Annotated in this window: 12 protein-coding genes; 6 read left to right on the top strand and 6 right to left on the bottom strand. The window is 64.4% G+C overall.

Annotated elements, in window-relative coordinates; all coding sequences use genetic code 11:
* Positions 1 to 75: 75 nt before the first annotated feature.
* Together EN808_RS27735 and EN808_RS27730 are read right to left on the bottom strand one after the other, a co-directional pair.
* Positions 76 to 1,407: an ABC transporter substrate-binding protein gene (locus EN808_RS27735; RefSeq protein WP_127873006.1), complete on the bottom strand. Its 1,332-nt coding sequence runs from the start codon at positions 1,405 to 1,407 to the stop codon at positions 76 to 78.
* A 254-nt stretch (positions 1,408 to 1,661) separates the two neighbouring features.
* Positions 1,662 to 2,351 carry a PIG-L deacetylase family protein gene (locus EN808_RS27730; RefSeq protein ID WP_135917288.1) on the bottom strand — a complete coding sequence of 230 codons (690 nt, stop codon included), beginning with the start codon at positions 2,349 to 2,351 and terminating at the stop codon, positions 1,662 to 1,664.
* Positions 2,352 to 2,377: 26 nt separating this feature from the next.
* Between EN808_RS27730 and EN808_RS27725 the strand changes: the two genes are divergently transcribed.
* The 5 genes from EN808_RS27725 (at position 2,378) to nhaA (ending at position 9,570) form a co-directional block, all read left to right on the top strand.
* Complete coding sequence (locus tag EN808_RS27725; protein ID WP_135917287.1) at positions 2,378 to 3,268, top strand: DMT family transporter; 891 nt, start codon at positions 2,378 to 2,380, stop codon at positions 3,266 to 3,268.
* A gap of 55 nt (positions 3,269 to 3,323) precedes the next feature.
* Positions 3,324 to 5,786 carry an ATP-dependent helicase HrpB gene (hrpB, locus tag EN808_RS27720; RefSeq protein WP_135917286.1) on the top strand — a complete coding sequence of 821 codons (2,463 nt, stop codon included), beginning with the start codon at positions 3,324 to 3,326 and terminating at the stop codon, positions 5,784 to 5,786.
* A 330-nt stretch (positions 5,787 to 6,116) separates the two neighbouring features.
* Positions 6,117 to 7,448 (top strand): ActS/PrrB/RegB family redox-sensitive histidine kinase, encoded by a 1,332-nt coding sequence (locus tag EN808_RS27710; RefSeq protein ID WP_135862295.1) that lies wholly within the window; start codon positions 6,117 to 6,119, stop codon positions 7,446 to 7,448.
* A gap of 65 nt (positions 7,449 to 7,513) precedes the next feature.
* Positions 7,514 to 8,077, top strand: a complete 564-nt coding sequence (locus EN808_RS27705; protein ID WP_015314185.1) for an ActR/PrrA/RegA family redox response regulator transcription factor — start codon at positions 7,514 to 7,516, stop codon at positions 8,075 to 8,077.
* A gap of 299 nt (positions 8,078 to 8,376) precedes the next feature.
* Positions 8,377 to 9,570, top strand: coding sequence for a Na+/H+ antiporter NhaA (nhaA, locus tag EN808_RS27695; protein ID WP_135917285.1), 1,194 nt, complete (start codon positions 8,377 to 8,379; stop codon positions 9,568 to 9,570).
* Positions 9,571 to 9,633: 63 nt separating this feature from the next.
* Here nhaA and EN808_RS27690 read toward each other — a convergent pair whose 3' ends face one another.
* The 3 genes from EN808_RS27690 to cueR all read right to left on the bottom strand — a co-directional run bounded on the left by EN808_RS27690 (position 9,634) and on the right by cueR (position 11,317).
* Positions 9,634 to 10,134 (bottom strand): MmcB family DNA repair protein, encoded by a 501-nt coding sequence (locus EN808_RS27690; protein WP_189521958.1) that lies wholly within the window; start codon positions 10,132 to 10,134, stop codon positions 9,634 to 9,636.
* Positions 10,135 to 10,218: 84 nt separating this feature from the next.
* Positions 10,219 to 10,689, bottom strand: a complete 471-nt coding sequence (locus tag EN808_RS27685; protein WP_127279441.1) for a nucleoside deaminase — start codon at positions 10,687 to 10,689, stop codon at positions 10,219 to 10,221.
* A 148-nt stretch (positions 10,690 to 10,837) separates the two neighbouring features.
* Positions 10,838 to 11,317 carry a Cu(I)-responsive transcriptional regulator gene (cueR, locus tag EN808_RS27680; protein WP_245464435.1) on the bottom strand — a complete coding sequence of 160 codons (480 nt, stop codon included), beginning with the start codon at positions 11,315 to 11,317 and terminating at the stop codon, positions 10,838 to 10,840.
* Positions 11,318 to 11,543: 226 nt separating this feature from the next.
* Between cueR and EN808_RS27675 the strand changes: the two genes are divergently transcribed.
* On the top strand, positions 11,544 to 12,161 hold the full coding sequence (locus EN808_RS27675) for a L,D-transpeptidase (RefSeq protein ID WP_127279442.1): 618 nt from the start codon (positions 11,544 to 11,546) through the stop codon (positions 12,159 to 12,161).
* A gap of 196 nt (positions 12,162 to 12,357) precedes the next feature.
* Here the strand turns inward: EN808_RS27675 and EN808_RS27670 are convergent, their stop codons facing one another.
* The gene (locus tag EN808_RS27670; protein WP_027142904.1) at positions 12,358 to 12,927 is read right to left on the bottom strand and encodes a NifU family protein; all 570 of its coding nucleotides are present in this window, start codon (positions 12,925 to 12,927) and stop codon (positions 12,358 to 12,360) included.
* Between the last annotated feature and the right edge of the window lie 53 nt (positions 12,928 to 12,980).

Below are 12,980 nucleotides of genomic sequence, written 5' to 3'. Positions count from 1 at the left end.
AACTGCGTCCCGTGCCAAGGGCGGCACGGGACGCTTGGGCCTGGCTCGGGAGGAGCCGGTTACATCTTGCCCCAGTTACATCTTGCCATCGTCCTGGAACACTTGGGTCCAGTCCTTGACCAGCCCGTCGAGCGCATCCTTGGCCGAACCCTGGCCGGCGACGACATAGTCGTGGAAGCGCTTCTGAGAGGCCTGCAGCAGCGGCGCGTAGCTCGGCTCGGCCCAGAAGTCCTTCACGATGGCCATCGAGTCGAGGAAGGTCTGAGCATAGGGCTGGCTGGCGGGGAATTTCGGATCCTTCACCACCGCGTTCAGGCAGGAATAGCCGCCGAGCGACCACCACTTGGCCTGCACGTCCTTGTTGGCGAACCACTTGATGTATTTCAGCGCCGCTTCCTGCTTGTCGGAATAGGACACCACCGAAATGCCCTGGCCGCCGAGCTGGGCGAACTGGTCGCCGTCAGGACCCTTCGGGTTGACGAAATAGCCGATCTTGTCGCCGCCGACGTTCTCGTCCTTCTGCAGGCCCGGCCATGTGAAGGCGAAGTTCATGTGCATCGCCACCTGGCCGGATTTGAAGGCATCGACGCCTTCACCCATGTAGCTGTTCGAGGCGCCGGGTGGGGTGCAGCAGTCATAGAGAGCCTTGTAGAATTCCAGCCCCTTGACCGATTTCTCGGAGTTGACGAAGCCTTCCATCTCGTAGGGCTTCTTCGGGTTTTCGTACTGGAAGCCATAGCTGTAGAGCACGTCCATCGCGCCCATGGTGATGCCTTCGGAACCGCGCTCGGTGTAGATCGAGGCGCCGTAGACCGTCTTGCCGTCGATCTGCCGCTTCTGGAAGAATTCGGCGATCTGCTTCAACTGGTCGAAGGTGGCAGGCGGGCCGAGATCCCAGCCATACTTCTCCTTGAACTCCTTCTGCAGTTCGGGCTTGGAGAACCAGTCCTTGCGATAGGTCCAGCCGACGACGTCGCCCATGGCCGGCAGCGCCCAGTAATTCGGCGTGTTCTTCGGCCATTCGGAATAGCCCACCACGGTCGCCGGTACGAAGTCGTCCATGCTGATCTTCTCCTTGTCGAAGAAGTCGTTCAGCTTGACGTAGTGGCCGTTCTCGGCCGCGCCGCCGATCCACTGGCTGTCGCCGATGATCAGGTCGCAGAGCTTGCCGTGCGAGTTCAGCTCATTGAGGAAACGGTCTGCATAGTTGGTCCACGGCACGAATTCGAATTTCATGCCGATGCCGGTTTCCTTGGTGAAATCCTTCGACAGTTCGACAAGCGCGTTGGCCGGGTCCCAGGCGGCCCAGCACAGCGTCAGGTCTTCAGCGTGCGCGGCGTTCGAGACGGCTGTCGACGCTGCAATCGCAGAGGTCAGTCCCAAAGCCAGTTTAAAGCTCGATTTCATGCCTTCCTCCCATTTGTGAAACACGTCCGGATGACGGTTTCAAGAACTCTCAACCTCTCTCCTCAGAGGCCCAAACATGGCGGCATCGTCGCGCCGCAGATGTTTAGTAATTTGTTTAGTGATGCTCTTTTTACTAAACAACGCAAGCGAATTCGTTGCTGCGCCGCAGCATGTTTGCGCCGGTATCTGAAAACGTTGGGAAAAGCGCCGAGCGCCGGTCGGATGATCGCGGAGTGTGGACGTGCTCCGAGGGGTCAGTCGACCCGCCTGGTGCTCATCATCACCGTCCGGATCGGGGGCGCCGGCGGCAGCAGCGCGCGGATATCCCCGAAGGGAAACATCGGTTCGAAGCGAAAGGCTTCAGCCTGCGACCCCGGTGCACCATTGCATTGGCCCGAGCGAAAAAGGTTCTGCGTCAGCGCGACATCGACGAAGCGATCCGGGTCCTGGGACTGGTGCATGCGGATTGCCCTGGCCTTGATCTCGGCATGGGCGGAAACATCGACATAGTGCGTCGGCGAGAATCCGGTGCCGCCCATCGTGTCGGCATGCAGCACGGGGACGCCGAACGACGACGCGATGCGCACGCCGTCCGACAGTGCACGGTGGTCGGCGTGATAGTCGTTGGGCGCGTGCGTGATCACGAGATCCGGCCCGATTTCGCGGATCAGCGTTTTCAGCTCATCGATCAGTGCGGCATCCGCCACCAGGCCGCCGTCGGGAAAGTCGAGAAAGCGCGGCGCGGCCCCGAGCAGCGCGGCCGCGGCCATCGCTTCCTCGCGGCGGACACGAGCCAGAACGGCGGGATCGCTCTTGCCGCCCCTGGCACCATCGGTGGCCACGGCAAAAGTGAGTGCTGCGCCTTGCGCGGCATAGGCGGCCATCGTACCGAACATGAAGATCTCGATGTCGTCCGGATGCGCACCGAGCGCCAGTATTTTCAACTATTCTCTCCCGGAAATGAAAAAACGTGCCGAACGGAATCCTGCTCGCCCTCATCGCCTATGCAAGCTATTCGTGCAGCGATGCCGTTATCAAGAGCCTGGGCGGCCAATTCACGGTGTTCGAGATCGGCTTCTTCTCGACATTGTTCGCCGGCTGCTTCCTTTTCTTCAGTCGGCCGGCCAGCGAGCGCTGGCGTGATTTCTGGCGCACCAAACGTCCCTGGGCGGTGCAGGCGCGGGCCTGGGCCGGCATCGCATCAGGCGTGCTCAGCGTCTATGCCTTCACCACCATTCCGCTGGCCGAGGCCTATGCGCTTATCTTTCTGGCGCCGCTCTGCGTCACCATTCTTTCCACCGTGATCCTCAAGGAGAAGGTTGGCCCCTGGCGCTGGCTGGCGGTGGTCGCCGGCTTCGCCGGCGTCATGCTGGTGGTCAGGCCAGGCTTTCGCGAGTTGCACCTAGGCCACCTTGCCGCTTTCATCATCGCTTTCCTCGCCGCCACCAACGTCATCCTGATGCGTTCGCTGGCGCAGCGGGAAAAACGCACAACCATTCTCGGCGTACTGATCGGGTACGGACTGCTGTTCAACGGCATCGGTGCCGCCGCGACCTCGTTCACGGTTCCGGATGGAAAACAGCTGGTCTGGCTGGTGATGGCGGGCGCATTCACCGCAGGCGGACAATTGCTGCAACTGCTGGCCGCCAAATACGCCCCCGCCAACCGGATCGCGCCGACGCATTATTCGCAGATCGTCTGGGCGGTGATCCTCGGCGCGCTGTTCTTCCAGGAATATCCGGACTGGCTGTCGCTTGTCGGCCTCGGGGTCGTCGGCGGCTCCGGCCTGCTGACCATGGTGCGCGAAGAAGTGCGGCTGGGCACGGTGCGCTGGAACCCGTTTTCGCGCACCCGGCTTTGAGTCGCCGCAATTCGATAAGTTGCACCGCCCCCGTGACGGCTGATATGCGGGCGCAATGACGACCAAGTCCTTGCCGGAGCTTCCAGTATCCGCCGTGCTGCCGGCGCTGAGCGAGGCGCTCGGCTCCGGCAACAGCGCCGTGCTGGTGGCGCCACCCGGCGCCGGCAAGACCACGCTGGTGCCGTTGGCGCTGCTCGATGCGCCCTGGGCGGGCACGGGCAAGATCGTGTTGCTCGAACCGCGCCGGCTTGCCGCCCGCGCCGCCGCGCGCCGCATGGCCGAACTGCTTGGGGAGGAGCCGGGCGCTACGGTGGGCTATGCCATGCGGATGGAAAACCGCACCTCGGCACGGACGAAAATCCTGGTCGTCACCGAGGGCGTTCTGTCGCGGATGATTCTTGACGACCCTGAACTGCCCGGCGTTTCGGCGGTCATTTTCGACGAATTCCACGAGCGCTCGCTCGACGGCGATTTCGGTCTCGCTCTCGCCCTCGACGTCCAGGGCGCACTGCGGCCGGATCTGCGCCTGCTGGTGATGTCGGCGACGCTCGACGGCGCACGGGTCGCGAAACTCCTGTCGGGCGCGCCGGTGATCGAAAGCCAGGGCCGCGCCTTCCCTGTCGATGTCAGGTACGACGAACGGCCGGCTGGCGCGGCAATCGAGGATGCCATGGCCAGGGCGATCCGCTCCGCCCTTGCCGACGAGAGCGGCAGCGTGCTTGCCTTCCTGCCCGGCCAGCGCGAGATCGAGCGCACCGCCGAGCGGCTGTCCGGCAAGGTCGGCGCCGACACCGATATCGTCCCGCTCTATGGTCAACTCGACGGCAAGGCGCAGGACGCGGCGATCAAGCCGGCACCGGCGGGCCGCCGCAAGGTGGTGCTGGCGACCTCGATCGCCGAGACCTCGATTACCATCGACGGCGTGCGCGTCGTCATCGATTCCGGCCTGTCGCGGCTGCCGCGCTATGAACCGGCCAGCGGCCTGACACGGCTGGAGACAGTTCGCGTCAGCAAGGCTTCCGCCGACCAGCGCGCCGGCCGCGCCGGTCGCACGCAGGCCGGCGTCGCGATCCGGCTGTGGCGCGCCGAGCAGACGGCGGCACTGCCCGCCTTCACGCCGCCGGAAATCCTCGAGGCGGACCTGTCCGGCCTGCTGCTCGACTGCGCCGCCTTCGGCGTCGCCGATCCAACCAGACTTGCCTTCCTCGATCCGCCGCCGGCGCCGGCGCTCAATGAAGCAAGGGCGCTGCTGCGCGCGCTCGATGCCATCGACGAGGCCGGGCGCTTGACGGAAGCGGGCGCTTCGATCCGCAAGCTCGCCTTGCCGGTGCGGCTGGCGCATATGGTCGCCGAGGCGGCCGGCAGCGGTCATGCCGGCGAGGCGGCCATGCTTGCGGTGTTGCTCACCGAACGCGGCCTTGGCGGCGACGGTGCCGATCTCGAACGGAGGCTGATGCGCTTTCGCGGCGAGAAATCGCCACGTGCCACGTCGGCGCGCCAGCTTGCCGAGCGCCTGGCCAGGCAGGTCGGCGATCCGAAGACCAGCGGAGCTGTTCACGCCGGGACCCTGCTCATCCATGCCTGGCCGGACCGCGTCGCCAAGGCGCGCGGCGAGCGCGGCCGTTTCGTGCTGGCCAATGGCTCCGGCGCCATGCTCGACGCCGCCGATCCGTTGGCGGGCGAACCCTTTCTGGTCGTCGCCGACCTCCAGGGCAAGGCGCAGAATGCCCGCATCACGGCGGCGGCGGCAATCAGCGAGGAGGATATCCGGTCAGCCCTTGGCGGCAAGATCGAAACGCGCAGGCAGACGAGTTTCGATCGCGAGCGCCGCGCCGTGCGGGTGCGCGAAACCGTGCGCCTCGGCGCCATCACACTCGCCGAACGTATGCTGCCGGCGCCGGTCGGCGCCGATGCCGACCGCGCTATTCTTGAGGCGTTGCGCGAGCATGGGCTTTCCCTTTTGACCTGGAGCAAGGAGGCCCAGACGCTGCGCCAGCGGCTGTCCTGGCTTCACAAGGGCTTAGGCGCGCCCTGGCCAGACATGTCGGATGAAACGCTCATCGAGCGCCTCGATGACTGGCTGCTGCCGTTTCTGTCCGGTGCGGCGTCCCTGGCTGCCATCGATGCTGGTGTGATCCCGGCCGGGCTGTCGTCGCTCGTGCCGCATGACCTGCAGCGCAAGGTCGATGCGCTGGCGCCGACCCATTTCGACGTCCCGTCGGGCAGTCACGTGCCGATCCGCTATGACGGCGAATGGCCGGTTCTGGCGGTCCGCGTCCAGGAACTGTTCGGCCTCGACCGCCATCCTTCGATCGCCAACGGCACCGTGCCGTTGACACTCGAACTGTTGTCCCCCGCGCACCGGCCGATCCAGACGACGCGCGACCTGCCCGGCTTCTGGCGCGGCTCCTGGGCCGATGTGCGCGCCGACATGCGCGGCCGCTATCCCAAGCATGTCTGGCCGGAGAATCCGCTGCTCGCCGCCGCGACCGCCCGCGCCAAACCGCGCGGGACCTAGCCATGGGCGCTTTGGCGGGCCGCTTGGGTCAGCGGGACTTCCCTCGAAAATTTCGCGAAAGCATCAATCACTTCGTCATCCACGGGCGAAGCAAGGAGCGTAGCGACGCGGCGCAGACCCGAGGATCTATGCCGCGACTTCAAGGTGGCTACGTCGGCGCGGAATCCTGCCCAGCCGCACCAGGTCGAAGGTCACGGAATGGATCCCAGGGTCTCCGCGACGGAGCTACGCTCCTGCTCCGCCCTGGGATGACGAAGTTTTGAGGCCTCGGCCAATCCCGAATGTCCCTTTGCGCCGCTACTAGCGCTGTCCATCCCGCGGCTGTAATCCATGGCCATGATCAACATCCTGAACACGCCCGATTTCCAGCAGAGCCAGCGGCTGCGCCTCAACACGCTGATCCGGCTGCGCTGGCTTGCCATTGTCGGCCAGAGCCTGACGGTTCTTGTCGTCGCCTACGGCCTGAAATTCCCGCTGCCGGTCAGCCTGTGTTTTGCGCTGGTCGCCTGTTCGGCCTGGATGAACCTGTTTCTGGCCTTCCGGTTTCCGGCCGCGCATAGACTCACCCCGTTCGCCGCCTTCGGCATCCTGATCTTCGACAGCCTGCAGCTTGCCGGCCTGCTCTACATGACCGGTGGCCTGACCAACCCGTTCTCGCTGCTGATGACCGTGCCGGTCGTCATTTCGGCGACGTCGCTTCCCCTTCGGCTCACCGCCATCCTTGGTGGGCTGGTGATGATAGCGGCGACCTTGCTGGTCTTCCGCCATCTGCCGCTGCCCTGGCATGAGGACGCGCCGCTGGCCATGCCCTTCGTGTATGTTGCAGGCATGTGGATGGCGGTGCTGTCGTCCATCGCCTTCACCGCCATGTACGCCTTTCGGGTGGCCGCCGAGGCCCGGCTTCTGGCCAACGCCCTGGCCGCCACCGAACTGGTGCTGCAGCGCGAGCAGCATCTTTCCGCGCTCGACGGGTTGGCTGCCGCCGCCGCGCACGAACTCGGCACGCCGCTCGCCACCATCACGCTGGTCGCCAAGGAAATGGAGAAGGCGCTCGGCACCGATCCGAAATACGGGGAAGACGTGAAGCTGCTGCGCTCGCAGAGCGAGCGCTGCCGCGAAATCCTGAAACGCCTGACCAGCCTGTCGTCGGAGGGCGAGGCGCATCTGTCGCGCCTGCCGCTGACCTCGCTGGTCGAGGAGGTCACCGCGCCGCATCGCGACTTCGGCATTTCGATCAAGCTCCGCCCCGGCGACCGGACCGGGCCGGAGCCTGTCGGGCGGCGCAATCCGGGTGTCATCTACGGCCTCGGCAACCTGGTCGAGAATGCCGTCGATTTCGCCCGCAACAGCGTCACCGTGCGCTGGAGCTGGGACGAGGCGATGGTCTCCTTCTCGATCACCGATGACGGCCCGGGTTTTCCGCCCGAGATCATCGACCGCATTGGCGAGCCCTATATGTCGACACGCCAGGGTACGGAAGCTGGCGGCGGCCTCGGGCTCGGCCTGTTCATCGCCAAGACTTTGCTCGAACGGTCTGGCGCCACGCTCGATTTTCGCAATTCGAGCGGCCTCGGCGAAGGGGCGGTGGTGCGGATTTCGTGGCCGAGAAATGTCTTCCTGAACCCGCAATCGTCCCCGGCGACCATGTTTGACACTGCGTAAATTGGACAATAGCCCCGCAAAACTATATCTGCGTAAAAATAAGGCAGCAGGAATTTTTTAAGACGATGACAGGCGATGAAAACAGTGGGCCTATGGTTGAAGGCGAGGACACCTCGCTTCTGATCGTCGACGACGACAAGCCGTTCCTGACCCGTCTGGCCCGTGCCATGGAAACCAGGGGCTTCGTGGTCGAGACGGCGGAGAGCGTCGAGGAGGCCGTGGGCAAAGCCCGCGCCAATCCGCCCGCCTATGCCGTGGTCGACATGCGGCTGGGCGACGGTAACGGCCTCGACGTGGTCGCCGCCATCCGCGAGAAGCGCGAGGATTCCCGCACCATCATCCTGACCGGCTACGGCAACATCGCCACCGCGGTGACGGCGGTGAAACTCGGCGCCGTCGACTATCTTTCGAAGCCCGCCGATGCCGACGATGTCTTTGCCGCACTGACCCGCACCACCGGCGAGCGCGCCGCCCCGCCGGAAAACCCGATGTCGGCCGACCGTGTCCGCTGGGAACATATCCAGCGCGTCTACGAAATGTGCGAACGCAACGTCTCCGAGACCGCGCGCCGGCTCAACATGCATCGCCGCACGCTGCAGCGGATCCTGGCCAAGCGCGCGCCGCGCTGAGGCGCGTCAACCACGCGGAGCATCAGACCAATACCAGTTTACAACGCGCAGCGGAGACCGCCTATTAGACAGGTCAGTGCCGCCCCTCATTGCCCTGCCGGGCTTTCTCCCCGTACGGGGAGAAAGCGGCCCGCCGCAACGCGGCGCCATGTTGCGACATCGGCGGTTGGCGAAATCGGCGATAACAGCGCCCCTCTCCCCGTCACTATACGGGGAGAGGATGCCGGCAGGCAGGTGAGGGGCAGCGCCGACGCTTGGACAATGAAAATCCGCCGAGCAGGCGGCATGACGGAGGCGACATGCAGGATCAGAAGCAGCGGCCGGTTTCCGTCTTCCGCGAATTCCTCGACAGCGAGGCGGCCGGCGGCATCATCCTGATTGCAGCGGCCGCCCTTGCCCTGATCGTCGCCAATTCGCCGCTCGCCGAAACCTATTTCGCCGTTCTCCACGCCTATCTCGGGCCGCTCAGTGTCTCGCACTGGGTCAATGACGGGCTGATGGCGGTGTTCTTCCTGCTCGTCGGGCTGGAGATCAAGCGCGAGATGCTGGATGGCCAGCTCTCGACCTGGCCGCGCAGGGTGCTGCCCGGCATCGCCGCGGCAGGCGGCATGGTGGTGCCGGCGCTGGTCTATGTCGCTGTCAACAGCAACAATCCGGCCGCACTGTCCGGCTGGGCGATCCCGACCGCCACCGATATCGCCTTCGCGCTCGGCGTGCTGTCGCTGCTCGGCAGCCGCGTGCCGGCTTCGCTGAAGGTCTTCCTGACCGCGCTTGCCATCATCGACGACCTCGGCGCGGTCATCATCATCGCCATATTCTACACCAGCGGCCTGTCGCTGGCCTATCTCGGCGCGGCCTTCGCCGTCATTGCCGTGCTTGTCGTGCTCAACCGCATGCGGATGATGAGCCTGGTGCCCTATCTCGTGCTTGGCGCCATCCTGTGGGTGCTGGTGCTGAAGTCGGGCGTCCATGCCACGCTGGCCGGCGTTGCGTTGGCGCTCACCATTCCGCTCGAACGCTCCGCCGGGATCGGCCACGATCTCGACCATTCGCCGCTGCACCGGCTCGAGCATGGCCTGCACAAGCTGGTGGCGTTCATCGTCATCCCGATCTTCGGCTTTGCCAATGCCGGCGTTTCGCTCGCCGGCCTGAGTTTCGGCGCCCTGATCGAGCCGTTGACGCTGGGCGTCGCGGCCGGTCTCGTCGTCGGCAAGTTGGTCGGCGTGTTCGGCTCCTCCGCGCTCGCCATCCGCTTCGGCCTTGCGGACCTGCCGGCCCATGCAGGCTGGATGCACATGCTGGGCATCTCGCTGCTGTGCGGCATCGGCTTCACCATGAGCCTGTTCATCGGCCTGCTCGCCTTCGCCAGCGACATGGCGCTGCAGGACGCGGTCAAGGTTGGCATTCTCGCGGGTTCATTCGTTGCCGCGCTGCTTGGCGCCGCCCTATTGCTGATGGCGCCGGCGGCGGGTGGGGAGGAAGTGGGGGAGTAGAGCGGGTTTTGCAGGCCTTGGTTCTGCGAAGCTGCCGTTGACACTTGGCGCAATTGCCAGCCGCTACTCGCTTTCCCCCTCGAGCACCGGCACCGCGACACCCGCAAGCTCCGCCGAGAGCAGCCGCGAAGCACCGGCGCGCGCGATGCGCAGCATCAGCGCCTTGCGCGTTGCCGCCGCCATGCGGTGTTCGGGTGCGTCGCGCAGGATTTCAGCGCCATAGCCGTCGGAGAGGATGAACCCGCACTCTTCCGGAAAAATCTCCGCCGGCACGCCGGGATGGGTGGCGAAGAAAAAACGGTCGGAATGTAGCCGGTAATCAGGCCATTTGCGGTCGACGCGAAAATCCTCGATCGAGGATTTGATCTCGATGATCCAGATGTCGCCCTGCCGGGTCAGCGCCACGAGGTCGGCTCGGCGGCCGGTGGCCAGCGACAGCTCAGGCAGTACATGCGCGCCCATTTGCATCAGCAACCGCTGCACGCCGCGCCGCACCAGCATGGCGCGCTCGGACTGGCGGCCGTCGATCAGAGGATTCAGGGGAATCGGGGAGATGATTGGCATGCCAGGCACCATGCCAGATTTTGTTCACGGTTTGAACCCGGCGATTGGATATTTGACAACCCACCCCTTGGGCGCGAAGAACCACTACCGCTGCCAGAAGCCACGGTGCACCGAGACCAGTTCGTCCGCAATTTCGGGGAAGGGGCCGTGAACCTCGATCTTCTTCTGTCCAGAGCCGAGCACAATGCGCGAGGACAGGCTCATCGTCGGGTTTTCGGGATGGTCGCCAGTCAGCGCGAGGAGTTCGGTTTCCTCGAAGCCGTAGACCAGCCGGCCGATATTTGCCCAGTAGAGCGTTCCGGTGCACATCGCACAGGGCTCGCCGGTCGAGACCAGCGTGCATGTCCAGAGAAACTCCGGCGAATAGGCTGCCGCCGCGCGCCGCGCAAGTTCGGTTTCGGCGTGATGCACGGTGTCGATGTTGCCTTGGCGCATGAGGATCGCGCCATCGGGGCCAACCAGCACCGCACCGAACGGATGGTGGCCGTGCGCGGCAGCCTCGCGAGCGACCGCATCGGCGGCGCGAAGGTGGGCGAGCATCTGGTCGCGGGTCATGCGGTCTCTCCGATCACCGGGGTCACCGGTCAGTGGGACAGCGGCAGTGCCTATATCCTACGCTCATATTAGAGCATGCAATATACCACACGAACCAATGCTGGCGGCCTTCACGGAGAAGTAGCAAGGCCGCTCGCACCGCCAACACCTATCCGGCTTGTCGCCCTTCGGCACCCTGGCGTTGATCACCGTCTTCAACACGTTGTCCATCGATCCTGCGCTGGGGTTTGTCGCCGACTAACGCCGCCCCCGCCATATCATCCAGGATCGGACAATCCGGCCGCTCGTCGCCATGGCAGGCGTGGACGAGCTTCTGCAGCGTCGAGCGCATCGATTGCAATTCGCGCACTTTCTCCTCGATGGCCGTGACATGGGCGGCGGCGATCGCGCGCACATCGTGGCTGGCGCGGCCGCGATCCCTGTAGAGCGCCATCAGCTGACGGCAATCGTCTATGGAAAAGCCGAGATTGCGCGCGCGGCGCAGGAAGGCCAGCCGGTGGATGTCGTCGCCCGAATAATCGCGGTAGCCATTGGCGGCGCGCGCGGGCGCGATCAGGCCGATCTCCTCGTAGTAGCGGATGGTCTTGGCAGGCAGGCCTGAGCGGTGGGCGGCGTCGCCGACATTCATGGCGGGTCCTCGATTTTGCGGGGCCCGTGATTCAGGCCCCATTGAATTTCCTTCACAATCCGGTGAAGTATGTTGCCGAAATACCATAGTGATACGCATACCAGCACGTAAGTCCCCGCATATAGGCATCGTGTGCTTGGCAAGCAAAGCAAATGCCAGCATGAATGATGGCGAGAAAGCGGCCGACTCGTGCCGCTCCAGTTTGGGCAGGGCACCGGATCACCACATGCGCATGAAGTCGCTTGCAATACTTGCCGCATTGGCGCTGTCCACCGCTATTGCCGGTTGCAGCACCATCGGCGGGCAGATCTTTTCCAACGACTATGGCGCGGTGACCGATGCCGGTTACCAGCTGCCGCGCATCCCGATCGAGAAGGTTCCCTCGAAGTACCATCGCCAGGAAGTCAGCTACGACACCAAGGAAAAGCCGGGCACCATCATCGTCGATACGCAGAACAAGTTTCTGTACTTCGTCGAGGGTGACGGCCGGGCCATCCGCTACGGCATCGGCGTCGGCCGCGAGGGCTTCGAATGGCACGGCACCGCCCATATCGCCATCAAGCGCGAATGGCCGACCTGGACGCCGCCCTCGCAGATGATCAAGCGCCAGCCCGAACTCGCCAAGTTCGCCGGCGGCATGGATCCAGGCCTGAAGAACCCGCTCGGCGCGCGCGCCATGTACCTGTTCAACAAGGGCGGCGACATGGGCTACCGCCTGCACGGCAGCCCGGAATGGAACTCGATCGGCAAGGCCATGTCGTCGGGCTGCATCCGCCTGATGAACCAGGATGTCATCGACCTCTATGATCGCGCCGAGGTCGGCGCCAAGGTCATCGTTCTTTAGGCCATGGTGCCGGAAAGCCTGTCCGCTTTTTCGGCATATCGTGGTTAAATTGGAAGTCACCTTTCATACGCGGACCGTCTAGGCAACAACGGACGTCCCAAACAGAAAACCGGGCAATTCGGCCCGGTTTTTTGTTGTTCGCGGATAGGATGTTTCAGGCCGCGCTCGCAGATCGACTGGCGGCGCGGAAGAAGAATCAGGAAACCTGTTCGACCTGCTGTACTTCCGGCACGAAATGGCGAAGCAGGTTCTGGATGCCGTGCTTCAACGTCGCCGTCGAGGACGGGCAACCGGCACAGGCACCTTTCATGTGCAGGAACACGGTGCCGTTCTCGAAGCCACGGAAGGTGATGTCGCCGCCGTCCTGGGCGACCGCCGGGCGCACGCGCGTGTCGAGCAACTCCTTGATGGTGATGACGAGCTCCTCGTCGGCCTTGTCGTAGAATTCGCCCGTCTGGCTGGTCTCGGCGGCGGGGCCGGCCTTGGCCATGACAGGCGCGCCGGACATGAAATGCTCCATGATGGCGCCGAGGATCGCCGGCTTCAGGTGCTGCCAGTCCGGACCGTCCTTCGACACGGTGATGAAATCATAGCCGAAGAACACGCCAGTGACGCCAGGGATTTCGAACAGCCGCCCAGCCAGCGGCGAGGCCGTCGCCGCACTGTCAGCATCGCGGAAATCGGCGGTGCCTTCGAGCAGCACTTCCTTGCCAGGCAGGAACTTCAACGTCGCCGGATTGGGCGTCGACTCGGTCTGGATGAACATGGCCGTCTCCATGCCCGTTTTGGGCAACTAGTTTGGAATAGTTCTAAATAGGC

The organism is Mesorhizobium sp. M8A.F.Ca.ET.165.01.1.1 (assembly GCF_004792065.1).
In the GTDB taxonomy this organism is placed as follows: domain Bacteria; phylum Pseudomonadota; class Alphaproteobacteria; order Rhizobiales; family Rhizobiaceae; genus Mesorhizobium.
The sequence above is the reverse complement of the archived record's forward strand: the minus strand, read 5'-3'. Positions and strand labels throughout refer to the sequence as shown.

Bases quoted from the DNA above. Each gene is read 5' to 3' on its own strand.
- EN808_RS27735 (WP_127873006.1), bottom strand. From the start codon at position 1,407: ATGAAATCGAGCTTTAAACTGGCTTTGGGACTGACCTCTGCGATTGCA.
- hrpB (WP_135917286.1), top strand. From the start codon at position 3,324: ATGACGACCAAGTCCTTGCCGGAGCTTCCAGTATCCGCCGTGCTGCCG.
- EN808_RS27710 (WP_135862295.1), top strand. From the start codon at position 6,117: ATGGCCATGATCAACATCCTGAACACGCCCGATTTCCAGCAGAGCCAG.
- EN808_RS27705 (WP_015314185.1), top strand. From the start codon at position 7,514: ATGACAGGCGATGAAAACAGTGGGCCTATGGTTGAAGGCGAGGACACC.
- nhaA (WP_135917285.1), top strand. From the start codon at position 8,377: ATGCAGGATCAGAAGCAGCGGCCGGTTTCCGTCTTCCGCGAATTCCTC.
- EN808_RS27690 (WP_189521958.1), bottom strand. From the start codon at position 10,134: ATGCCAATCATCTCCCCGATTCCCCTGAATCCTCTGATCGACGGCCGC.
- EN808_RS27685 (WP_127279441.1), bottom strand. From the start codon at position 10,689: ATGACCCGCGACCAGATGCTCGCCCACCTTCGCGCCGCCGATGCGGTC.
- cueR (WP_245464435.1), bottom strand. From the start codon at position 11,317: ATGAATGTCGGCGACGCCGCCCACCGCTCAGGCCTGCCTGCCAAGACC.
- EN808_RS27675 (WP_127279442.1), top strand. From the start codon at position 11,544: ATGCGCATGAAGTCGCTTGCAATACTTGCCGCATTGGCGCTGTCCACC.
- EN808_RS27670 (WP_027142904.1), bottom strand. From the start codon at position 12,927: ATGTTCATCCAGACCGAGTCGACGCCCAATCCGGCGACGTTGAAGTTC.